Origin of the sequence: Gilliamella sp. M0364 (assembly GCF_016100565.1) — a bacterium.
GTDB classification, from domain to species: Bacteria; Pseudomonadota; Gammaproteobacteria; order Enterobacterales; family Orbaceae; genus Gilliamella; species Gilliamella apis.
On the sequence record NZ_JACFSF010000002.1, the window covers coordinates 275,727 to 297,538 of the forward strand.

The following is a 21,812-nucleotide window of genomic DNA, read 5'->3' on the forward strand; positions in this document are numbered from 1 at the left end:
TCAATAAATAAATCTGAAAAAATATTTCAGATTTATTTATTATAATCTTGTCATAATTTTACAAGATTAAATAATTGCTATTGTTCTTCGTTATAAATTTCAAGATTTTCAGATTCTTTAATTGATAAAGATGTTTTCGTTTCAGCTCTATTATTCTCTAATTGATTAAAATAATTATCATCAACATCTTCTGTAATATAATTGCCATTAAATACGGAACATTCTAAATGATGAATATCGGGATTTTGTTCTCGAATAGAATCAATTAAATCAGAAAGATCTTGAAATATTAATTTATCTGCTCCAATTTCTTTTGCAATCTCATCAACTGATCGATTATAAGCAATTAATTCACTCGCAATAGGCATATCAATACCATAAACATTAGGATGTCTAATTTCTGGCGCAGCCGAAGCTAAATAAACTTTTTTAGCGCCAACAGAACGTACCATTTCAAGAATTTTTTCAGACGTCGTTCCTCGTACAATAGAATCATCAACAAGAAGCACATTTTTGCCCTCAAACTCAATACGATTCGCATTAAGTTTTCTTCTTACTGACAGTTTTCTGGCATTTTGTCCTGGCATAATGAAAGTACGCCCTACATAACGATTTTTAACAAATCCTTGTCTATAAGGTTTACCTAAAATACGAGCAATCTCAAGCGCTGCATCACAGGATGTTTCTGGAATAGGGATGACGACATCAATATCAATATCCTTCCACTCTCTGGCTATTTTTTGTCCCAGTTTTTGCCCCATTAATATCCGTGACTGATAAACAGATACACCATTCATTAACGAATCAGGTCGAGCAAAATAGACATACTCAAAAATACATGGATAATATTGAGGATTATCAGAGCACTGTTTAGAATAAAATTGGCCATCTTGAGTAATATAAATAGCTTCACCAGGCTCCACATCTCGCATAAATTCAAAATCGAGAATATCTAAAGCAACACTTTCTGATGCAACCATATATTCTGTTTTTTGATCATCAATGACTTTTTTGCCAATAACCAATGGTCGAATACCAAATGGATCACGAAAAGCAACCAGTCCATGACCAATAATCATTGCCACACAAGCATAAGCCCCTTTAATAATTTGATGAACTTGATGAACTGCACTAAAGATATTATCTGCAGTTAAAGGATAAGTCGGGAATTTATCAAGTTCACTTGCAAAAATATTAAGTAATACTTCAGAATCAGAGCTAGTATTTATATGGCGCCTTGCTAATTCGAATACCTTATCACGTAACTGATCAGTATTAGTTAAATTACCATTATGGGCAAGAGCTATACCATATGGCGAATTTACATAGAAAGGTTGAGCTTCTGAAGGGCTTGAACTACCCGCGGTTGGATAACGAATATGACCTATACCTAGGTTACCTTGTAATCGTTGCATATGATGTTCTTGAAATACATCTTTCACCAAACCATTTGCTTTACGTAAACGAAAGCGATTTTGTTCATCAATGGTTACAATCCCAGCTGCATCTTGTCCACGATGTTGCAAAACAGTTAAAGCATCATAAATAGATTGATTAACAGTACTACATCCTACAATACCAACAACACCACACATACAATGATTACCTCAAACTTATTGAACTAAAAATGAAGACGACTGCTGTATAAAATCAAAAAACCAGCGAATGATAAAATGGAAATGCGGGATAAGTTGTGATTGCACCCAATACGGAGATTGGGATAAAGGCGTAAAGGTATCAACAAAAAAGAGCACTGCTGCAACAACTAAAATACCTCTTAATACCCCAAAACAAATTCCCAATACTCGATCGGTGCTTGATAGTCCCGTTTTTTGAACTAATTGTCCTATAAGATAAGAGACGATTGCACAAACAATTAATGTCGAAATAAAAAGTATCGCAATAGCAACTGCAATCCGAATGACATCACTATCAAAATAAGTCAAATAACTAGTGATGTACATATAAAAACGACTAGCTATAAAGAAAGCTAACACCCAACTAATTAAAGATAGCGCTTCTTTGACAAAGCCTCTAATAATACTAATCAGTGCAGATAAAATAATCACACCGATAATCGTAAAATCAACCCAATTCATCATAATAACTCACAATTTTTACATTAATATTTTTTAATTTTGATAAATCATAAAATGATTATTAATTGACAACAATTACACCTTTTAACTTAGTTAAATTATTTAAATTACTAATCAACTGTTCAGCTTGTTCTCTTTTCGCATAAGGACCTACTTGTAATTTTATTAGTTGATTTGGTCCTGGATTATTTGGTATCACTCTAACGTTATAGTTATTCAGCCTTAATAAGGCAACTAGTTCCTCAATTTTTTTCTTATTTTTTAATGCACCAAGCTGAATCATATAGGGTTTATCAGTTTGTTCAGAAGATGTCGTTATTTGAGAATCAACACTATCATCAATAATATCAGGTGAAGCTAAAGGGCTAGGATATTGATCTGAATCAGGTGTATAAGAAGATTCATTTTTCACTGCAACATCTTGGTTTTGTCCATCTATTACACCTGATTGTAATATAGGAACTGTTGATGTTTGCGAATTAGATTTATCAGTGATTATATTAGGGGCAATAATAGCAATTATTAACAAAAATGTAGCAAAACCAACAAGTTGATTTCTAACTTTATTTGAGCTACATTTAATTTTCTCTTGATTATTATCCATGTTCACATTTACCTAGTTGCCTACTATATCCAAAACGGCAGAAACGGTATGAAATGAGCCACAAACGACAATAATATCATCTTCTTTTGCTTCTTGCATAGCCTTTTGATATGCTTCATTCACCGAATCAAATGTTGCGATATTCTCTACATTTCCCTCTTGTAAAAACTGCTTTAATATATCAGCATTACATCCGCGCTCACCATAAAGTGAAGCACAATACCACTGATCAGCATTAAATATAGATAAAGTACTTTTAATATCTTTATCCTTAAGCATCCCTATCACAAATCTCACTTTTCCAACTTTTGATTGTTGCTGTTTTAATAACTCAATTTGCTTGACTAAATAACTGGCCGCATGAGGGTTATGCGCAACATCAACGATTACAGTTGGTGATGCTTGGATAATTTGAAAACGTCCTATTAAACTAGTTTTTTCAAGAGCACTGTCTATTTGTTTTTGAGTGATAGAAAATGGTGAATGACTAAGGGCAGCAATTGCTGTTGCGGCATTAGCTAGAGGGACTTGCGGAATCGGCAGATTTTGATATTGCTTTATTGAAGAATTAAATTGCCATGTTAATTTATCAATTTGTTGATAAGACCAATCTTTGTTTACAGCAAAGAGCGGGCAATTTACGGCATGAGCAACATCTAAAATGGTCGATGGTATTTCAGGTTCACCAACAACAGCAATACTTTTCGGTTTAAAAATACCGGCTTTTTCTCGACCAATACTTTCTCTTGTATTTCCCAAATATTCAACATGATCAATACCGATTGTCGTTATAATTGCTATATCAGCATCAACAATATTGGTGGCATCAAGTCTACCACCTAGCCCAACTTCCAAAATAACAACATCTAGTTGGGCTTGCTTAAATTGATATAAAGCTGCCAGTGTTGCATATTCGAAATAAGTTAATGAAATATCGCCTCTGGCCTTTTCAATCGCAGCAAATGCCTTAACAGTATCTGATGGTGTTGACTCTTGATTATTGATTCTAACTCGCTCAGTAAAATGTAATAAATGTGGAGAACTATAGACACCAACACGCTTATCAGCAGCAAGTAAAATCATTTCTAAGGTACGACAAGTTGTCCCTTTGCCATTAGTTCCTGCTACAGTGAAAATATAAGGAGCTGGTTGTAATAGGTCTAATCGCTCAGCAACTGACTTTACCCTTTCCAGCCCTAGTTCAATACTTGAAGGGTGTAACTGTTCCAAATAACAAAGCCATGTCTTAAGATCTGACATGGCATCTGGGATTTTATTTTGCATGATCAGTTAAATTGTCTCATCATTAGCGACATTATCAAAAGGGTTAGGAAGTTTCATTAACTTAGCCAATAAACCAGCAATTTTTGGTCGCATATCTCGACGATGAATAATCATATCAATTGCACCTTTTTCAAGTAAAAACTCACTACGTTGGAATCCTTCTGGTAAGGTTTCACGTACAGTTTGTTGTATTACTCTAGGACCAGCAAAACCAATTAATGCTTTAGGTTCGGCGATATTAATATCGCCCAACATAGCTAAACTTGCAGATACACCACCCATTGTTGGATCGGTCATTACTGAAATATATGGTAACCCTTCATCTTGCATTTTGGCTAAAATAGCACTTGTTTTTGCCATTTGCATTAATGAGAATAGTGCTTCTTGCATACGAGCACCACCACTGGTTGAAAAGCAAATTAATGGACATTTATCTGCAATAGCTTGTTCAGCAGCACGAGTAAATAAAGCACCGACCACTGATGACATTGATCCTCCAATAAAAGCAAACTCAAAACAAGCTACGACAACCGGTATGCCTAGTAACGTTCCTTTCATAACAACCATAGCTTCTTTTTCGTGAGTTTCTTTTTGCGCAGCAGTTAAACGATCTTTATATTTTTTAGTATCTTTAAATCTTAAAATATCTTTTGGCGCAAGTTCTGCACCAATTTCAACATCAGAACCTTCATCTAAAAAACGATATAAGCGAACTCGGGCAGGAATATGCATGTGGTGATCACATTTCGGACAAACCTCTAAATTTCGGTCAAGTTCAGCTTGATAAATGACCTGCTCACAATTGCTACATTTAGTCCAAACACCACCTGGAATATTCGCCTTTTTATGATCTGACGATATATTATTTTTACTCAGAATTTTTTCAATCCAGCTCATTATGATTCTCTCATTCGGTACTCTTTACAATTAACAACGTATTGTATAATACTTTGCAATAATTCTTAATACTTGTTTTTGCTTTTATTCCAATTTATCCGTAATTAGATAACGTTTTTGATACTACACAAAAATAATATACAACCAAACTTTAAAAAAGTTCAGATAAAACAAAAATAACCATCTATGTTAATTGTTAAATTTATCATTTAACAAATGAAACTATATTTAATATGACCACAAAAAATTATTAGTATATAATTAAAGAATAATTGTTTTTCATCTTTTCAGAAATAAGGGGTTATAGATGGACAAGGAAAAATCAGCCGCACCATCATTTCAAGATGTTCTTGAATACATTCGTTTGTCACGTCGTTTAAACAAATTAAAACGCGAAATCTCAGATAACGAGAAGAAAATTCGTGACAACCAAAAGCGCGTATTATTACTTGAAAATTTAAGTGATTATATTAAACCTGATATGACTTACGAAGAGCTTCAAGCTATTATTGCCAACATGAAAAGCGATTACGATGATCGTGTTGATGATTACATCATCAAAAATGCTGAAATTTCTAAGGAACGTCGCGACATCAGTAAAAAAATGCGTGGTTACCGTTCTAATTAATTTTTTTTCAAATAATACCCTTTTCAAAAGGGTATTATTTTTTGGTTAACTAACCTCCAGCAAGTTTAACTTTAAATCCTTTATCTTCTATTAGTGATTTTAATAGATCGCGTTTATCACCTTGAATCTCAATTTTTCCATCCTTAACCGAACCACCACAACCACAACGTTTTTTAAGATCGGCGGCTAATTGCTGTAATTGGCTATCATCTAGGTCAAAACCATCAATCACGCAAACACCCTTCCCTTTTCGGCCCGATGTCTGACGTGAAATACGAATAATACCATCACCTTTAGGCCGAGGCTTAATGGCTTTTTCAGGCGTTATTCGACCATGTTCAGTTGAATAAACAATTGGATTATCTGTCATACTAATTGCTCTTAGATGAATCAAGAGTTGATAAAATAGTCTGTAATGCTTTGCTTGGATCCTCCGCTTGCGTTATAGGACGGCCTATGACTAAATAATCGGCACCCGCTGCTTGCGCTCGCTGTGGAGTCATAATTCGTCGCTGATCATCAGGAGTAGAACCTGCTGGACGAATACCAGGTGTAACCAATTTGAAATCACTACCAAGCCGTGTTCTAAAACTCTGTACTTCTTTGGCAGAACAAACTACACCATCAAGCCCACAATTTTTGGCCAATAATGCTAAACGAGTTGCTTGTTCTAATGGCGATACCTCAATACCAATTTCTTTAAGATCTGAAGATTCCATACTCGTTAGTACAGTGACCGCAATTAATAAAGGTGCATCTTTTCCAAATGGGTAAAGCGCATCTTTTGCCGCCGCCATCATACGAATTCCACCACTGGCGTGAACATTTGTCATCCAGACACCTAGTTCAGCGGCAGCAGCTACTGCTTTGGCTACCGTATTAGGTATATCATGAAATTTGAGATCTAAAAAAATATCGAAACCTTTTTGTTTTATCTGTTTAATAAAATCAGGGCCAGCATGAGTAAATAATTCTTTACCAATTTTAAGACGGCAATCTTTAGGTTCAACTTTATCAATAAAATTCCACGCGGACTTTGTATCAGCAAAATCAACAGCAACAATAATTGGAGATGACATAACTTAGTTATTCCTTTTAATTATAAATTTTTAACTATTCTTTTTAATAAATTCATTTAAATCAGCATAGAATATACGAGCACTTTCTTTATAACCTTGTAATGTTTGATGTACTAAATCTGGACGAGCAAGGCCTCGTTTACGCCAATCTTTAATAGAATGAGGGCCGCCCATAGCCAGTTGCCAATCCCAAAAAAGTGTTTTCTCTGATTTAGCAACTTGTTTTTGGATACTCATTACCTTAGCAAAAGACTTTGGAAAACTCTTTTCATTTAACATCGTATCTGGTGGCGTCATTAATAATATTACCGAATTTGGTAATGATTTGCGAATTTGACGAATATTTTTCACCAAGTTTTTACGATAAGCATTCGCATCTAAGGTTTCATCAAAACTTTCATTTGTACCATATTCAAGAATAATCAAATCACTTTTTGAGGCCGATAATTCATTTAACCAGTTAGAACCCCATTTCTGCCATATTGTCTGTTTGGCGCCATTAGTTGCAATCGAAGAGACAATAACCCCAGATTGTTGGTAACGATTTAACCATATACCACCGATTTCAATATCGCTAGTTGCTTTGATAGAAAAAGGAGCTTTAGTGATAAAAGATATCGTCTGCCAGACATTGCTTTTGGATGAATAATTAATATCTATTTTTTTATCATTAGCATCATAAATATTCAGCAAATTAGGACTGTTTTTTAAAGCTTTAACGGTTAATTGTACTTGCCAATTTTTATTGCCAGCATTTTTAGGCATCAGCTGAATAGTCGCTACATCTTTGGTTGGCTTAGCAATAAATCCTCCCATCGGAAAATCTAAATTACTTAATGTACGGCTACTTAATACATTCCAGTTTTTTGTTTTCCAACTTACCCCGGCATGGCTTTGACCTTTTATCGCAACCGGAGTGACCCAGCCAATCCCTGCATTACCATATTTTTGTTGCATCAATGTTCGAAATTCACCAGTAAAAAAATCGGCCGCTGAGTGAGAATCGCCAAGCTGAGTAATATTCACAACTTGATTACTATTTTTAGACAATGAATTTAAATGTTGGATAAATTGTTTGCTATTGGGATCGCCAAAGTCAACAATACTTGATAGTGTACTTGTTCTACTTTCAGCAACACTGCAACCAACAGAAACAGTGACAATCATTACAGTAAAAATATACTTTAAAAGTTTAATCACTATCATTGTCCTCTAATTGTTTAAAGATAATTTTTTCCATAATAGCCGTGGCTAAAATTTTCTGGCCGGTGGAGGTAAAATGGACGCCATCATCAACCCTTACTTTTATTTTTCCTTTATCGGATTCAACAAAACTTGTAAAGTTCTCATAAGTACAACCTAATAACTGATTAGTAGTTAAAAAATGTTGTTGTACTTTTTCTATTTCAGATTGATACAACATATTTAAATATACCATGCCATCATTGAGTTTTGGTTTACGCATACAAGGTGCAGCTAGCCAAAGGACTTGTACATCATGCTCATAAGCACTATTTAAAATAGCAGCTATACGCATACGGTATTCTTCTTCCCATATAGGTGATTTGAATTTAACGTATTTAGGGTATCCTTTTACGGGAAAATCCCACGGATCATTAGGCCCTAGAAATACCACAAGTAATTTAATAGAAGGATCGGTAATTAAGTTATCACTAATTGTTTTTGGCCAATTAAAGGCTTTTGGATAAGCAAGTCCCGTACTTTGTTTACTAAGATCAATACTTTCTATTTTATATTGTTTGAATAACATTTTTTTAACATATGGTGCAACGCCTTGCATTAATGAATCACCGGCAAAAAAAACCTTATCATTTTCGGTTAATACTATTGGTAATGGTTCATGAATTAATGGAATATCATGCTTTGGTATCTTAGGTGTTTCAAGGTCAGTTAATAAAGATGCTTGATTGTTTTCTAGTTTATTAGTTTGATTTTTTTTAACAATATCTGGCTGTGGAATAATTAGAATATCTTTAATTAAATGAATATTGGTATCTTCTACATTGTCATCATGATCGATAATTGTTGCTTGTGATCCTAACAAAATTTCATCTATAGCTTCGTTAGAATCTTCTTTTATGAAGTCTTGAGTAACACCTCCTGAATTAAAAAGATCGGAATGATAAGTTTGTTGCCAATAGATTAAAATTGATCTGTGATAAATTGCAATTAATGCAATACCAGTAATAAATAATAGGAAAAAAATTTTTTTTGCAGAAAGCGTATCATGATTATTTAGTAAACAATCTGATTTTTTAAAATTGTTTTTAGTTCTTTTGTTATTATTAGAAGTATTATTTTTTAATACTCTATTTTGCTGTCCATTTTTTCTGGACCTATTTCTTCTATTTTTCGAAAATGTTTTTTTGTATGTCATTTTAATTTTTCATCATAATCAAAAATTAGCATAAATAAAGTTTGGTACACCAGAAGGTGCTAAATAGATTGTTAGCCATAGTATAAAGATAAATAAAACTGGCAGGTAAATACTATTTATTCTACTAAGCTGTACCGCACACCAAGTAGGAATATTTTTACATAATGGATATATAAAAAATATGACACATATACTTATAAATGCCGCCATATAATGTGGTTCGACTGTAAAATTGTGGCATAGTGCATTTAGATAATCTAACGCATCCGCTAAACTCTCACAACAGAAAAATAGCCAAGTAAAACAGATATAGTGCCAAGTTAATAATCGAGCAACAATTGGCGAACGTTCTGTTATCCATCTTGGACCTATACAACGGTCTAAAATATTAAGAAAGACAATGCCTATACCGTGACAAACGCCCCAAATAATAAAATTAATCCCTGCTCCATGCCATAATCCAGACAGTAACATAGCTAACATCACATTAATTTGAGTGCGAACAAAACCACGACGACTACCACCTAATGGAATATAAATATAATCTCTAATCCAATGAGATAAACTAATATGCCAGCGATCCCAAAACTCACGTAAATTAGAGGCTAAATAAGGAAAATTGAAGTTAATCGGCAGCCGGAAACCTAATAAAAGCGCAATCCCAGTCACTAAGTCAGTATAACCTGAGAAGTTAAGATAAATTTGCATAGCATAAGCATATAAGCCAACTAATAAATCAATAAAGCTATATTCTAAAGGGTTTGAAAAAATTGGTGTTACCCAATTTTCACTAATTAATCCGCCCAGACAATAAACTTTTATGACTGCTAGAATAATTAATGTAAAAGCTCGGAAAGGTTCTAAAATATCTCTAGGTTGACTTACCGCAATTTGCGGCAAAAACGTTTTTGCTCGATTGATTGGCCCAGCAATTAAACTAGGAAAAAAAGCTAAAAATAAGGCAAAATCCCAAAATTTCGCTACGGGTAATTCTCTCTTTTTAATTGAGACCAAATAACTTACTGAATGGAAGGTATAAAATGAAATGCCTATTGGAATAAGAACAGTAACAACAGGTATTAAAATTGATAAGTTTAAATAATTACATAATGACTGTAACTCATATCGAAAAAAATCAAAATATTTAAATAATGCTAAATTGATGATTGCCGCAACCAATCCTAATATCAACCATCGCTTAGCATGATGTTTGGAACCAGCAATCATCAAGGAAAAGAAATATATCGCACAGGTATAAATAAAAAGAATAACAGCAAACTGTAAACTATAGCTACCAACAATAAGATAACTTGAAATCAAAAGTAATTTATTCTGAAATTTTGGTAATAATCTAAAAGCCCAATATATCGCAAAGAAAACCACAAAAATTAGACCAAATTCAATCGATAAATAACTCACTGCAATCCTTTCATCTGTAAATATATCGTTGACCAAAAACTTTATTACTACATTATCACTATATTAATTCTGCTGCTGATAGCTTATTAGTTGCGATTGAGCTAAAACATTATAGATAATCAATTCTTTATTTAATCCAGTCACCGATAACAATAAATTCCTCGCTTTTAACCAAATTTGATACAACGAAGCTATTTCATCATTATTTTTTGTTGCAAGTAGTCTGACTAAAGGTACTTGATCACGATTAATTATATATCGACCTACTTTTTGTTTGGCTTTTAATGCATCGCTTAATAATGCACAAAACCAAGTAATTTGCTCAAAAAAACCTTCATGATTAAAAGTTTTCGCTAATTGCCAAAAATTATTTCGTGGTAAGACTTCTGTTAAATTTTCACAAAATGATTTTCTCTGCTGCCATTTTTCAGGTTGTAGTAATGTTGCTGCATTTATTGGCGCATTTTCGCTCAATAATAATGCAGTGGCAAGTTCATTATCACTGTATAGATGATTGTGTTGCTTTTTTAACCAAATAATAGATTCTTCTAATTTTGGAATAGGCAAAAAATAACAAAAACAACGGCTGTGAATCGTGGGTAAAAATTGGCTATTATGCTCATCACTCAAAATAAAATAGGTATTTTCGGGTGGCTCTTCTAAAGTTTTTAGCAATGCATTAGCTGCCGCCTCGGTCATTGAAGCCGCATGTTTGATCCAAATTATTTTATTACCACCTTGTTGTGATTTTTCATAAACTTTAGTCGAAATACTACGTATTTGATCAATACCAATTGATTGTTTACCTTGCTCATGTGTAATAACGTAATAATCAGGATGATGCTGAGATAAAAACAACTGGCAATTATGACAATTACCACAAGGCTCTAATTGTTGTGAAGATTGACAAATTAATCGATTAATCAGTAGATTTATCAATTCTTCTTCACCACTTCCCTGAATATAATTAATTAACAAGGCATGATGCGCCCGATTATTAACAATCGTATCAGCAAGTTGCTGAAAAGGTAATGCAAGCCAAGGATATTTATTAAAAATCATAAAACTAAAACCTAATTTATTAGCCATGAATTCAAAATAGTTTCAATTTGAGTTGTCACTTCTTCTATAGATTTATTGGCATCAATGGTTACAATAGTATTATCACGTTCAGCTAATTGTAAATAACGCTGACGAATACGCTCAAAGAAAGGTAATGATTGTTGTTCAATGCGATCAAGCTGCCCGCGCGATCTGGCCCGCATTAAACCGAGTTCTGGCGCAATATCTAAGTACAATGTTAAATCAGGTTTAAAATCACCCAAAACCTGAGCTTGTAATGTTTCAATAAAAACCTGGTCGATCTGTCGCCCACCACCTTGATAAGCTTGAGTTGATAAATCATGTCGATCGCCAATAACCCATTTCCCCATTTTTAATGCCGGTTTAATTACATTATCAACCAATTGAATACGAGCAGCATAAAGCATTAGCAATTCCGCTTTATCAGTTAGCGGCTCATTATCTAAACCATTTTTAATAATATTTCGTAATGCTTCTGCAATTGGAGTACCGCCAGGTTCGCGAGTAAATTGTAAATCACAAATATGATGTTGTTTTAAAATACGTGCAACAGTATTGATGGCTGTTGTTTTGCCAGCACCTTCTAAACCTTCGATGACAATAAATTTACCTGTCATACAAAATTCCTAAATGATTGATAATGAATTTACGATTAATGTTGAGTATTGTACGCTATTTTTAATAATTATTTTAGTTTAACTAAAAAACCTCTATTTCATATTATCTCTGCATATGATTATTAAATTTTATTTTTATAAATAGCTATCATTAGAGCCTTGTAAAAAATATTGAGGAGTGTATACCATCTACTCACATAAAGGTAGATAATTTAAAACCATTTGGATGTAATTTTATTAGCTAATAAAGTTATATCCCTGTACCTACAGAGAACTCTATATACGTGCTCAATAACATATTTCTCCGAGCAGTATATCCCTGTACCTACAGGGAACTCAAATAATGATGGTTCACCACTCGGAACTTCACCGGTATATCCCTGTACCTACAGGGAACTCAACATCGATTCGGTTATTCGTAAAAAATTTAACGGTATATCCCTGTACCTACAGGGAACTCAATCAACACTAATAATAGGTATATGTTCATAACGGTATATCCCTGTACCTACAGGGAACTCAAAACCAAGAAATATCGTAGAGATAGCTAAAGCGGTATATCCCTGTACCTACAGGGAACTCGTTTATGACCATTACGGAGACCCTGTGCCAATCGGTATATCCCTGTACCTACAGGGAACTCTCTCGGCCTCGCATATCTCTCCCGTTTTATATCGGTATATCCCTGTACCTACAGGGAACTCGACTTTAAATCGGACGTTAGTAACAGGTTTAACGGTATATCCCTGTACCTACAGGGAACTCGCCATTTTTGGTGTTGCAGTCATGAACAAATGCGGTATATCCCTGTACCTACAGGGAACTCCACATGAATCAATTATAGAATGTTTGCATTATCGGTATATCCCTGTACCTACAGGGAACTCACGTTGTTGACATGACAAAGCTGTCTCGATACCGGTATATCCCTGTACCTACAGGGAACTCTCACAAATTGGTCACACAGTTATTCGACCATTCGGTATATCCCTGTACCTACAGGGAACTCATGTATTAGCAAAAATAATTGATGATGCTGGGCGGTATATCCCTGTACCTACAGGGAACTCTCTAAATATAGATAATTGTTTTATATAATATTTTTTAGTTAGTTAAAATCTACCAAATTTTCCTAATTTTTAAAGAACATTAACTTATTGATTTTCAATAGGTAAAAAAGAGACCAACCTTAGTCCATCTAAATCTACCGGAACCCTTCTATTTGCACCATAAGTTTGAAAGTCAAATCCTGACTCAGTATTAGTCGCCCAAGCAAGGACAACATTGCCTTCCTCAGCAAGTTTAGTGATTTGTTGCCATAGCATTTCTCTTATTGGTCTTGATATATCACCGATGTAAACCCCGGCTCTAATTTCAAGTAACCAAATTGCTAAACGACCTCGTAACCTTGGAGGGACATTTTCAGTTACTACAACACACATACTCATTTTTAGTGACTCCTAAAGCCACTGTCAGCAAGAGATTGAGGTTCTGGGATAGCTGGTGGTTGGGCATCATCTGGAGCTGGTGGCGGTTCAATTCCACCAGCAGATAAAACTTCTTCGATAAGCGGAATTAATATTGCTAATGTTTTTTGGCTTCTAAAAATTTCACGGCATGCCACACGAACTTCCCGATCGGGATCAGCTTTGTTTTTTGCCGCTATTTCAAAAGCTTTAGGAACAACGGTATCAAATTTAATAATATCAGCAATATCATAAACAAATGAGAGTGGTTTTCCACTATGCACAAAACCGATAGCCGGTGCGTAACCGGCCGCCAAAACAGCTGCTTCGGTGATGCCATATAAGCAAGACGTGGCAGCACTTATACATTGATTAACCGTATCTCCTTTTTGCCAATCTTTGGGATCGTATTTTCTTCCATGCCATTTAACATGATAACGTTTAGCCAGTAATGAATAAGTTTCACGTACTCGCGATCCTTCAATGCCTCGTAACTGTTCAATAGAGCGACGACTCGGTGCCGGTTCACCAAATCGTAACTCAAACATTTTTTTGACCACTTTTAAACGTAAATCATCATCTAAAGCCAATTTAGCTTGATAAAGTAGTTTATCTGATCTTGCCCCACCTGGTTGACCCGATGAATACATTCTGACGCCAGCTTCACCGACCCAAACGAGCAAAGTGCCAACCGTTGCCGCTAGTTTGATAGCAGCATGAGAAACTCTAGTTCCGGGTTCTAACATTATGCAAGCTATCGAGCCCACTGGAATATGCGTTCTGATCCCGGTTTTATCAATTAATACAAACGCTCCATCTAGAACGTCAATTTGTCCATATTGCAAAAAAATCATTGACGTTCTATTTTTTAAAGGAATCGGATTAAGAGGAACATAAACCATTATCGCTTATCCTATTGATAATGTTTTAATAAAAATAAACCACAACCAAATCCTTTACTTTTGCCAACTCCTTGATAGATGGTATTTAAAAATAAGTCAACATCCGTTACGGTTAACACCCCTTGATAATCAACACTGCTATAAGTAATGGGTTTAAGAGTGCTTTTTTTAATAAATTGCTCTTGGGTATAATTAATTACTGTACAATCCAGTTGTTGTCCATCAGTTGTTGATAATGAAAATCCTCTGGATTCACTCTGTTTAATTAACCAATTTATGGCAGCTTCATTCTGACGAATTTTTATCTCATTATCTAAACCTTGTTGTTTAGCCAGATATTTAGCATTCATCATCACATCACTACGCTTACCATTTTTAAACACCACTGGATTTGCTCGCAGGGAAAAAATCAATTTCATACCAACGGTTAATTTTGGCTGGTATGGTTTAGTTTCTATTAAAAATAGCTCATGATTGGTTAGTGGTGCTATTTCCGATAACAGATAGTATTGATAGCCTTTGCCAATTCTCTCTTCACGAAATAAAAAGCAACGTTTTTCTTGATTAGGAAAGAGTTGCCATAACCATTGATGAATAGCATAAAGTCCTGAATTTTGCATTTTCTGTTGCATAACATAAGGAAGTCGATTTAATTTTAAAGTAACTCGAGAAAAATACATCTATTCACTCCCTTTCAAATAGCCGGAAAACTGCTGACGATCACTAAATTGCCAACGGTGACGGCTTATTGGTTGATCTTGACGACGCTGAATTTTAATTACCTCAAAGTGATCTTCTTGATTGGTCTGTTGCCAATAATATTCATCAGCAATACCTTTTAATAGTTTATCAATAACCGGATCTTGACGATGACACTCTTGATAGTGTTTATCGGCAAAACTAAAAGCCTCACGCAATGTTCCTTGATACAAAATAGGCGATAACGGTAACGATAAAGGTGAATTTTTTCTTCCTGCGTATAAGGGAAAAACAGGTTTAAGTAATGCTTGCTGAATTTGCTCTAAACTATAAGGTGCATTCTCAGTCTCAGTCATGACTATTTGATAGTAAACGTCATTATAATATTCACGCTGTGATAATAACGTCTCTAGTTCAAGAGGGTTTTGTCGTATTTCATCAAAGCGTGTATACCAGACTTGCTTTTTATTAGCCCTAGGAGCTTGGACGGTATGAAAATCTCGAAACCAACTATTGTTAGCAATAAAAGGACGAATCGCAAAATGATAATGCTGATTAAAATGATCAATCTGATTATCATCACGACGAATGCCGAGTGCAGCCGAAACTAATCCCAATAAAGCAGAGCGAGAGGGAATAATATTGCTGTGGCGAACTTCGCCAACAGCAGGTTCGCCCCAAGAGGTAAATGGGGCATAAATCTGAAAAATAAGATGGTTGATCATCTTGTCCGCCCCCCTATTTTTGCGCAACAAAATCTAATGCAGCACTAAGGGTTCCTTCTCCAGTTTCACTATTGAGAACATAGCGACTATCAGCACATTGACCATAAACTTTATCAAATTTATCTCGTTGCTCTTCCAAACGACTAATAGCATCATTTACCATATCTTGACTACGAATTGGATTAAAATAAGCTACCGCTAAAGAGCGCGGTTGTTGACTTCCTTTTTCTATTAAAAGATAGGAAGTATATGCTCGTGAAGCGAAACTATTTTGCATTCCTGTTGGTGCAACTTTGGCGGCTGATTCAGTTAAAGCTTTTAAGGTTTTTTCAACCAATGCTTCATCACCATTTAAATTTTCGAGAAGTAAATCTCGGCTAATACATACATAAGTATAAAACAGCGCCGAAGCAAATCCACGTTCGCCCAAATGCGCTGAACCAGCATCAACATCATTATTATTTAAATCATCAACAGCAGTAAAAAAATCATCCTCAATGGTTACCGTACTTACACCTAATGCATGAGAAACTTGGCAGGCAGCTTCAATATTAAATGCCGGGCTATCTGCTAACATTCTGCCAAATAAGGCGATATCAATACTACTATTTTCTTTACGTAATAATTTAACTTCATCATCGCTAGGTTCGCGTTTTTCACTAATTAGTACATCAACTAATTGTTTAATTGCTTGCTGTTCATTGCTACTAATATGTACTAATTGTTCAATTTCTAAATTACTCAATGGATCTTTTGGTGATTTCTCATTTTTGACTTTACCAAACTGACTAGCTATTTTAATTGCACTTTCTTTAGCTATTTTTTCAGATATACCATTATCAATCAGTGGTTTGTATACCCAATCTCGAGCAAAACGACGTGAACGAACACCAATATGATCACTTAATGATTGATAAAAACAGTCAGAAGTACGCCACGCTCTTTTTAAGCTTTGTGACGAAATACGCAAACGGTCAGTATTTCCCATTTTAGCGGTTTTTGGTCGACCTAAATCATCACGGTTTAAGTTTGAAGGAGCATAAGCGGTTAATAGATGTAATTGAATAAATGTAGTCATGATGATTATTCCTTAGTATTATTTTTAGTTGAAAAATAGTCCATAGCCCAACGAGTAGAAAAGCGTTTAAACGGATTAGTATTAGCTGGCCAGTTGTGTTCACGAGCATACCACTCTTGCATCCATAGAAAGATGCCGTCAGCAAGAGAAGTTAGATTAACGCCTTTTTCACCGCGTAACTTAACGGCACGAATTAAACGCTGACAAAATTCTTCTGGAGTTTCACTGGCAAGAAGACGTTCAAATCGCAATTTAGATAAATAATTACGTTCTCCACCTTTTACTTTTTCACTCAGTTGCGCAGCAAATGGTGCCTTATCATTATTTAACTCTGCAAAAACAGCCACATTAACCAATATCTGTAATGCATGATAATGAATATCCGTTTGCGCTAACTTACTGTCGTTATTAAGAAGTTTATTAGCTAAAATCGTATAGCCATCCTGTAGAATTATTAATTCAGACAATGAAACCCGGCGTAATTCAGCACGTAATTTTCGTCCATTGTAATTAATACCATTAAATTTACATTGCCGTTGCTGCAACATAGAAAACCATTCATCGATAATCTTTTTGTGGCTATCATTTAAGATCATCAGCTTTTTTTGGATAGTGTCTGACATGTTGTTCTCCCTACATGCAATCAAGACGTTTTATTAAGTTTAATCTTTTTGATATTTCTAAGTTTGTTAAAATCTTTAAGTAATTTTTCTCTGGTTGTAATTTTTTCGGAACTTATCATCTGTTGATCTGGGTCAGAAAAAGCCGCTTTATCGTAGATTTGAGTAATATATTTTAATAAGGTATTTGTCCAATCTAACAACAGATGAAAACGTCCATTAGGATTCTCTTTTTCTTTGATAAGTTGTTTCACAAATTGGTAAAAAGGCATTTCTGTTTCTTTCCAATAAGCAATATCCACTGAACTGGACTGTTTATTGATAGCTGTCAAGGCTTTACGCTGTAATGATAAAGCGTCTTTGCTAAATTCTAATGCTTGTTCAATCAGCTCTTTAAGATCGCTGTCAGGATCAGCTAATGCAGGATATACTGGAAAAGTGTGTTCATACCAACAGCGTGCCTTCATATTGTCAAAATCGTATCCAAAGCACCAAAGGTGATATTTTTCAGCAAATTTCAATCCTCGATTATAATGAACTCTTACCACCTGAGCTGATTGGGTTTCATCATTAGTGCTAACCATGCCTAGCCAATCGCGGTAAATTAACCCACCAGGTTGCCCTTTAATCGCAATGGGTGCATTTGTTTTGCTATCAGTTCGATATGGCGATAAAGGATGGCGCCAGTTTTGGTATTGAACACCATAATTTTTAGTTTGATAATGGCTAATAAGCTCAGACGACTCTTCGCCACAAAGATCACAATGGCCTTGTGTTGTATTTTCAAAATCTAGCTCAATGCGACGAGGCATACCCCAAAATGCTTGACAACAATTAGCTTGTTCAGGAAATACACTTAAATTTTTAGGTGGTTCACTGGTTATGGTTTTGTTTAACCAAGGGAAGACAGTTTCATCATAGCATTGTGGCTTTTCGTCATCATCAAGTGGCACTACATTTAACCATAATTTTTTCCATAATGGTGTTGAGGTGTTTAACTCTGGCATCATTAAAGTGGTAATTGGTCCGCCACCTCGCAAACTCACTCGATGTCCTTGTCCTCCTGATGGTGCATTAGTTTGTAAAGTAAATAATGCCATAACAGCGCAATGTGGACAGATAGCGTTAACAAAATCCCGCTTAATAAAATGGTCGGTATTTTTCTTTAGTGCATTTTCACCCGGTGCTTCAACCAATAAACCTGATATAGGCACTTTATTACCATTTAATGGTGTAAAGTCTTGCATAAAGGCCGGTTTAGCTGCACCAAATTGCATTGCTGGTTTAACTTGTTCAAATGCCTCGTCGAGTTGTACTTGAGTTATACCTTCATGCCAATAATCTAACCATTCATCATTATCTTCAGGGGAAAAAGTAGTTTGCAGTAAACCTATAAGGAATTGATAAGCAGCACCTTGAAAATCAGGTCTAAAATAGGCTAAGTCGGAAATGGTTTCGTCAACTAACTGACTGGGTTTAATTTTACTAATATGACCATCAAAATAAACAACAGGAATCCATTCATGGTCTAACAGTGATAAAGAAGACAATTTATCCCCCTTTTTTAGTTTAAAATAAGCGAAATATACGTTATTTCGCTTATCGGTTTAAGTTTAAATTACTTAAGTCTAAATGAAGCTGACCTATTGATTTCAAAGCTAAAAACATACGATCGAATTTCTTGATCATCTATTACATGTTTTAATTCAATTGCCCACCGTTTTTTTCGGTAATTGCATTTATTCTGCAGAGTATTACACATTTTTAATAATTTATTTAATAAATTCATATTGATGTCCATTTTAAAAAAATTTATATTGAAATTATCAGCAACACATGTATACTCATAGGTGCCAACCATAATGGTTATTACATGCGAAACTGATAAGCTTAGCTAGTATGTTCTAGCCATTTTCTAATTTAACATATAATTTTATGACAATCAACAAAGATAGCAAATAAGAATTAAATTAAGATAGCTAGTGATAATTATGATAATAAATTTATCTATGTTACAATCATATTATTATTTGTAATCAATGTTCCTTATTTTAATAGGGATAAACCTATAGCAAGTAATAATTAAACTCAGTTCCCCACTCTCGTGGGGATTTTTATTCCAAAGTCGGATGGATAGAAAATTATAGTTAATTTAACAAAGTTCTCTCTTCAAAAATGTGAGCTGAGTTGCTTTTTTAAATTTTTTTGTTTTTTATCTACTCTCTCTACTTATTTGAGTCATCACTATTGCAATGTTATTGCTGTTAAGTCAACGCACTTTCTGCCTAGTGTTATTACCTTAAAAACCGATATTATGCAGGACTTTAATTTGACGATTTGAATCACTTAATGTTTATAATACAACATTAAACATTCAGCCCTAGAAACGTTAATTACATAATAATGTTACTCACATTGAGAAAGTTATGATTAAGAAGAATAATGATAATTATCCAGCAAATAATGATTTAAATAATAACAATACTGGTACACAGTCCAAGATCACATCGTTACAGACAAAACAGCCGTTATTTCTGTCAATCATTGATAAATTAACGCCTTTTTCCATGATTTGGGTTAGTTTGGTGTTGATGTATGGTGTTATCTGTATGTATACAAATAGAATGGGACAAGATGAGTTTTATCGTTTTATCTTTTTCTTACAAAGCCCAGTTGTTGTAGTGCTAAACTGTATTGCATTATCACTCGCTTTATTTCATTCAATAAACTGGTTTAGGTTAATGCCAAAGATTATTTTTAAGCAAAATATTCATAAAAAGAAACAAGGATATTTACTTATTATTGGCTTATGGGGTCTAACCATTTTACTTTCATATTGCTTACTATTATTGATAATTAAATAAGTGGTATTTGATCAATGAAAAATCAACAAACTCAACCAATACAGTCTGACTCAAAAGTGGCCAAAGGATTATTTGCTTTAGGTGGGCTTTGGGCAGCTATTTTCGCACCAGTGGTATTAATCATTGTTGCGTTTATCATTCCTTTTGGTGACGCAATAACGCGTTCATATATTTTAAAGTTAGCCAATACTGAATTAGGTAAATTATTTTTGTGCTTAATGATTTCGCTACCAATTTGGTATGGATTGCAACAGATTCTAACTTTGTTACATCAATTTAATATCTATCCAAAGCGAGAAAAGCTACTTACGTATGGTTTAGCGTTAGCATGGACAGCTCATGCGATTTATATTTTATTTGTAAGATAAAACTAGAGTGATGTTTATTCATTGGCGTTATCGAGTTCACTTGTGATAACGCCATGTTTAATTGATTAATAATAAGTAATCTGCCGAACGATATTAGTTTGTTTGTTTTTTCTATTTTGTTTTGATTGTGTTGCACTCAGCCAATCATTTTTCTCATTAAAAGTTAAAAATTCAGTCATGTAATGAGTTGTATTTTTTCCAACTATTGAATAAGTCGATTGGATTGCATTTAATCGATTTTTATCATCATATTGGTAAGAAAAATCGCTTTCATTTTTAGTTTTATTACTATATTGCGCCGATACTTTTGCTAAATGGCGATTTTGATAACCAAATGCATAAATCGAAGCACCTTTTTGCTCTGTTCCTACTACCTGACCATTAGCATCCAACTCTTTTAGCTGCCATTGCACATTTTTATTAATTAAACAATTGTTATTATCAAATTGATAACTATCATTCTCAATAAAGGTAAAATCGGGCGCTTGTTTTATCTGTTCAGAAGCAATAACTCGACCTTGTGTATCGATTTTGAACTGAGTAGTGCTACTTGTTTTATCCTCTATATCTTCAATCACATTTTGCCAACCAGATTCATTTTTTTGTAGATGTTCAGAATAGAGTTTTTCATTGTCACCGGAATAAAGATCGTAATGACTTTCTGTAATCAAACCATTTGGATCATAATTTAAACTATGTTTGACAATTGAACGTATCGTACCAGTATCTGATGTAATGGTTGAAGTTCTCACTTCTTGCTTAATCCCTTTAGCTGTTGAATCAATAAAGTCTAATATTTTAAAAATATAGTTATTTGCCTCAACTTTATTTTGTTCGGGATTATCTGAACACGTCAATGCCATTGCATTTATTGAGATAAATGATAAACATGAAGCGGTTAAAAAACGGAATATATTTTTTTGCATAATGAACCTGTTAACTCGTTTACTAAACTAAATATTTAATAGTGGCTTATAGCTAA

The 21,812-nt window shown here is 34.2% G+C and carries 23 protein-coding genes and 1 CRISPR repeat array; of the genes, 3 read left to right on the forward strand and 20 right to left on the reverse strand.

The features are described 5' to 3' along the window. Positions 1-77 precede the first annotated feature (77 nt). From purF to accD, 5 genes are all read right to left on the reverse strand, one after another. On the reverse strand, positions 78-1,595 hold the full coding sequence (gene purF / locus H3U96_RS05005) for an amidophosphoribosyltransferase (protein ID WP_198195791.1): 1,518 nt from the start codon (positions 1,593-1,595) through the stop codon (positions 78-80). Positions 1,596-1,613: 18 nt separating this feature from the next. Further along, positions 1,614-2,099: a CvpA family protein gene (locus H3U96_RS05010; RefSeq protein ID WP_034903542.1), complete on the reverse strand. Its 486-nt coding sequence runs from the start codon at positions 2,097-2,099 to the stop codon at positions 1,614-1,616. Between the two features lie 61 nt (positions 2,100-2,160). Next, the gene (locus H3U96_RS05015; protein ID WP_086357355.1) at positions 2,161-2,703 is read right to left on the reverse strand and encodes an SPOR domain-containing protein; all 543 of its coding nucleotides are present in this window, start codon (positions 2,701-2,703) and stop codon (positions 2,161-2,163) included. Positions 2,704-2,715: 12 nt separating this feature from the next. Further along, positions 2,716-3,987 (reverse strand): bifunctional tetrahydrofolate synthase/dihydrofolate synthase, encoded by a 1,272-nt coding sequence (folC, locus tag H3U96_RS05020; RefSeq protein ID WP_086361091.1) that lies wholly within the window; start codon positions 3,985-3,987, stop codon positions 2,716-2,718. A 6-nt stretch (positions 3,988-3,993) separates the two neighbouring features. Further along, positions 3,994-4,884 (reverse strand): acetyl-CoA carboxylase, carboxyltransferase subunit beta, encoded by an 891-nt coding sequence (accD, locus tag H3U96_RS05025; RefSeq protein WP_086361092.1) that lies wholly within the window; start codon positions 4,882-4,884, stop codon positions 3,994-3,996. Between the two features lie 307 nt (positions 4,885-5,191). Between accD and tmaR the strand changes: the two genes are divergently transcribed. Next, a complete protein-coding gene (tmaR, locus tag H3U96_RS05030; protein WP_065577725.1) occupies positions 5,192-5,512 on the forward strand; it encodes a PTS system regulator TmaR in 321 nt (106 codons plus the stop codon). A gap of 49 nt (positions 5,513-5,561) precedes the next feature. Here tmaR and yciH read toward each other — a convergent pair whose 3' ends face one another. The 14 genes from yciH to casA all read right to left on the reverse strand — a co-directional run bounded on the left by yciH (position 5,562) and on the right by casA (position 19,148). Then, complete coding sequence (gene yciH / locus H3U96_RS05035) at positions 5,562-5,882, reverse strand: stress response translation initiation inhibitor YciH (RefSeq protein WP_065577726.1); 321 nt, start codon at positions 5,880-5,882, stop codon at positions 5,562-5,564. A 1-nt stretch (position 5,883) separates the two neighbouring features. Then, on the reverse strand, positions 5,884-6,591 hold the full coding sequence (gene pyrF, locus H3U96_RS05040; RefSeq protein ID WP_086357352.1) for an orotidine-5'-phosphate decarboxylase: 708 nt from the start codon (positions 6,589-6,591) through the stop codon (positions 5,884-5,886). A 30-nt stretch (positions 6,592-6,621) separates the two neighbouring features. Next, positions 6,622-7,791: a GDSL-type esterase/lipase family protein gene (locus tag H3U96_RS11395; RefSeq protein WP_165755235.1), complete on the reverse strand. Its 1,170-nt coding sequence runs from the start codon at positions 7,789-7,791 to the stop codon at positions 6,622-6,624. Further along, on the reverse strand, positions 7,784-8,989 hold the full coding sequence (locus H3U96_RS05050) for an SGNH family hydrolase (RefSeq protein WP_086361096.1): 1,206 nt from the start codon (positions 8,987-8,989) through the stop codon (positions 7,784-7,786). The genes H3U96_RS11395 and H3U96_RS05050 overlap by 8 nt, the downstream gene beginning before the upstream one ends. 18 nt (positions 8,990-9,007) lie before the next feature. After that, the gene (locus H3U96_RS05055; protein WP_198195793.1) at positions 9,008-10,408 is read right to left on the reverse strand and encodes an MBOAT family protein; all 1,401 of its coding nucleotides are present in this window, start codon (positions 10,406-10,408) and stop codon (positions 9,008-9,010) included. A 63-nt stretch (positions 10,409-10,471) separates the two neighbouring features. Next, positions 10,472-11,470, reverse strand: a complete 999-nt coding sequence (gene holB / locus H3U96_RS05060; RefSeq protein ID WP_165755110.1) for a DNA polymerase III subunit delta' — start codon at positions 11,468-11,470, stop codon at positions 10,472-10,474. 11 nt (positions 11,471-11,481) lie between these two features. After that, entirely contained in the window at positions 11,482-12,108 is a 627-nt protein-coding gene (gene tmk, locus H3U96_RS05065) for a dTMP kinase (RefSeq protein ID WP_198195795.1), read from the reverse strand. A gap of 248 nt (positions 12,109-12,356) precedes the next feature. Beyond that, a CRISPR array of direct repeats spans positions 12,357-13,178; the repeat unit is 29 nt; unit sequence CGGTATATCCCTGTACCTACAGGGAACTC. Positions 13,179-13,262: 84 nt separating this feature from the next. After that, the gene (gene cas2e / locus H3U96_RS05070; protein ID WP_065577731.1) at positions 13,263-13,556 is read right to left on the reverse strand and encodes a type I-E CRISPR-associated endoribonuclease Cas2e; all 294 of its coding nucleotides are present in this window, start codon (positions 13,554-13,556) and stop codon (positions 13,263-13,265) included. Between the two features lie 2 nt (positions 13,557-13,558). Beyond that, entirely contained in the window at positions 13,559-14,476 is a 918-nt protein-coding gene (gene cas1e, locus H3U96_RS05075; protein WP_198195797.1) for a type I-E CRISPR-associated endonuclease Cas1e, read from the reverse strand. Positions 14,477-14,487: 11 nt separating this feature from the next. Continuing rightward, positions 14,488-15,156 (reverse strand): type I-E CRISPR-associated protein Cas6/Cse3/CasE, encoded by a 669-nt coding sequence (gene cas6e / locus H3U96_RS05080; RefSeq protein WP_198195799.1) that lies wholly within the window; start codon positions 15,154-15,156, stop codon positions 14,488-14,490. Then, positions 15,157-15,900 (reverse strand): type I-E CRISPR-associated protein Cas5/CasD, encoded by a 744-nt coding sequence (cas5e, locus tag H3U96_RS05085; protein WP_110453044.1) that lies wholly within the window; start codon positions 15,898-15,900, stop codon positions 15,157-15,159. Between the two features lie 13 nt (positions 15,901-15,913). After that, entirely contained in the window at positions 15,914-16,978 is a 1,065-nt protein-coding gene (cas7e, locus tag H3U96_RS05090) for a type I-E CRISPR-associated protein Cas7/Cse4/CasC (protein ID WP_086320423.1), read from the reverse strand. A 5-nt stretch (positions 16,979-16,983) separates the two neighbouring features. Continuing rightward, positions 16,984-17,601 carry a type I-E CRISPR-associated protein Cse2/CasB gene (gene casB / locus H3U96_RS05095; protein WP_086320424.1) on the reverse strand — a complete coding sequence of 206 codons (618 nt, stop codon included), beginning with the start codon at positions 17,599-17,601 and terminating at the stop codon, positions 16,984-16,986. A gap of 20 nt (positions 17,602-17,621) precedes the next feature. Next, on the reverse strand, positions 17,622-19,148 hold the full coding sequence (gene casA, locus H3U96_RS05100; protein WP_198195801.1) for a type I-E CRISPR-associated protein Cse1/CasA: 1,527 nt from the start codon (positions 19,146-19,148) through the stop codon (positions 17,622-17,624). A gap of 876 nt (positions 19,149-20,024) precedes the next feature. On the opposite strand from casA, the gene H3U96_RS05105 reads away from it, so the two are divergent. Both H3U96_RS05105 and frdD read left to right on the forward strand, forming a co-directional pair. Continuing rightward, a complete protein-coding gene (locus H3U96_RS05105) occupies positions 20,025-20,462 on the forward strand; it encodes a hypothetical protein (protein WP_198195804.1) in 438 nt (145 codons plus the stop codon). 14 nt (positions 20,463-20,476) lie between these two features. Then, positions 20,477-20,830, forward strand: a complete 354-nt coding sequence (frdD, locus tag H3U96_RS05110; protein ID WP_198195806.1) for a fumarate reductase subunit FrdD — start codon at positions 20,477-20,479, stop codon at positions 20,828-20,830. A gap of 65 nt (positions 20,831-20,895) precedes the next feature. On the opposite strand, the gene H3U96_RS05115 is transcribed toward frdD, so the two are convergent. After that, positions 20,896-21,756 (reverse strand): hypothetical protein, encoded by an 861-nt coding sequence (locus H3U96_RS05115; RefSeq protein WP_086360722.1) that lies wholly within the window; start codon positions 21,754-21,756, stop codon positions 20,896-20,898. Positions 21,757-21,812 lie beyond the last annotated feature (56 nt).

Coding starts and splice junctions, on each gene's coding strand:
- H3U96_RS05015 (WP_086357355.1), bottom strand. CDS start 2,703: ATGGATAATAATCAAGAGAAAATTAAATGTAGCTCAAATAAAGTTAGA.
- cas5e (WP_110453044.1), bottom strand. CDS start 15,900: ATGATCAACCATCTTATTTTTCAGATTTATGCCCCATTTACCTCTTGG.
- H3U96_RS05115 (WP_086360722.1), bottom strand. CDS start 21,756: ATGCAAAAAAATATATTCCGTTTTTTAACCGCTTCATGTTTATCATTT.
- pyrF (WP_086357352.1), bottom strand. CDS start 6,591: ATGTCATCTCCAATTATTGTTGCTGTTGATTTTGCTGATACAAAGTCC.
- tmaR (WP_065577725.1), top strand. CDS start 5,192: ATGGACAAGGAAAAATCAGCCGCACCATCATTTCAAGATGTTCTTGAA.
- H3U96_RS05105 (WP_198195804.1), top strand. CDS start 20,025: ATGATTAAGAAGAATAATGATAATTATCCAGCAAATAATGATTTAAAT.
- H3U96_RS05050 (WP_086361096.1), bottom strand. CDS start 8,989: ATGACATACAAAAAAACATTTTCGAAAAATAGAAGAAATAGGTCCAGA.
- tmk (WP_198195795.1), bottom strand. CDS start 12,108: ATGACAGGTAAATTTATTGTCATCGAAGGTTTAGAAGGTGCTGGCAAA.
- H3U96_RS05010 (WP_034903542.1), bottom strand. CDS start 2,099: ATGAATTGGGTTGATTTTACGATTATCGGTGTGATTATTTTATCTGCA.
- purF (WP_198195791.1), bottom strand. CDS start 1,595: ATGTGTGGTGTTGTTGGTATTGTAGGATGTAGTACTGTTAATCAATCT.
- folC (WP_086361091.1), bottom strand. CDS start 3,987: ATGCAAAATAAAATCCCAGATGCCATGTCAGATCTTAAGACATGGCTT.
- yciH (WP_065577726.1), bottom strand. CDS start 5,882: ATGACAGATAATCCAATTGTTTATTCAACTGAACATGGTCGAATAACG.
- cas1e (WP_198195797.1), bottom strand. CDS start 14,476: ATGGTTTATGTTCCTCTTAATCCGATTCCTTTAAAAAATAGAACGTCA.
- cas6e (WP_198195799.1), bottom strand. CDS start 15,156: ATGTATTTTTCTCGAGTTACTTTAAAATTAAATCGACTTCCTTATGTT.
- accD (WP_086361092.1), bottom strand. CDS start 4,884: ATGAGCTGGATTGAAAAAATTCTGAGTAAAAATAATATATCGTCAGAT.
- holB (WP_165755110.1), bottom strand. CDS start 11,470: ATGATTTTTAATAAATATCCTTGGCTTGCATTACCTTTTCAGCAACTT.
- cas2e (WP_065577731.1), bottom strand. CDS start 13,556: ATGAGTATGTGTGTTGTAGTAACTGAAAATGTCCCTCCAAGGTTACGA.
- cas7e (WP_086320423.1), bottom strand. CDS start 16,978: ATGACTACATTTATTCAATTACATCTATTAACCGCTTATGCTCCTTCA.
- frdD (WP_198195806.1), top strand. CDS start 20,477: ATGAAAAATCAACAAACTCAACCAATACAGTCTGACTCAAAAGTGGCC.
- casB (WP_086320424.1), bottom strand. CDS start 17,601: ATGTCAGACACTATCCAAAAAAAGCTGATGATCTTAAATGATAGCCAC.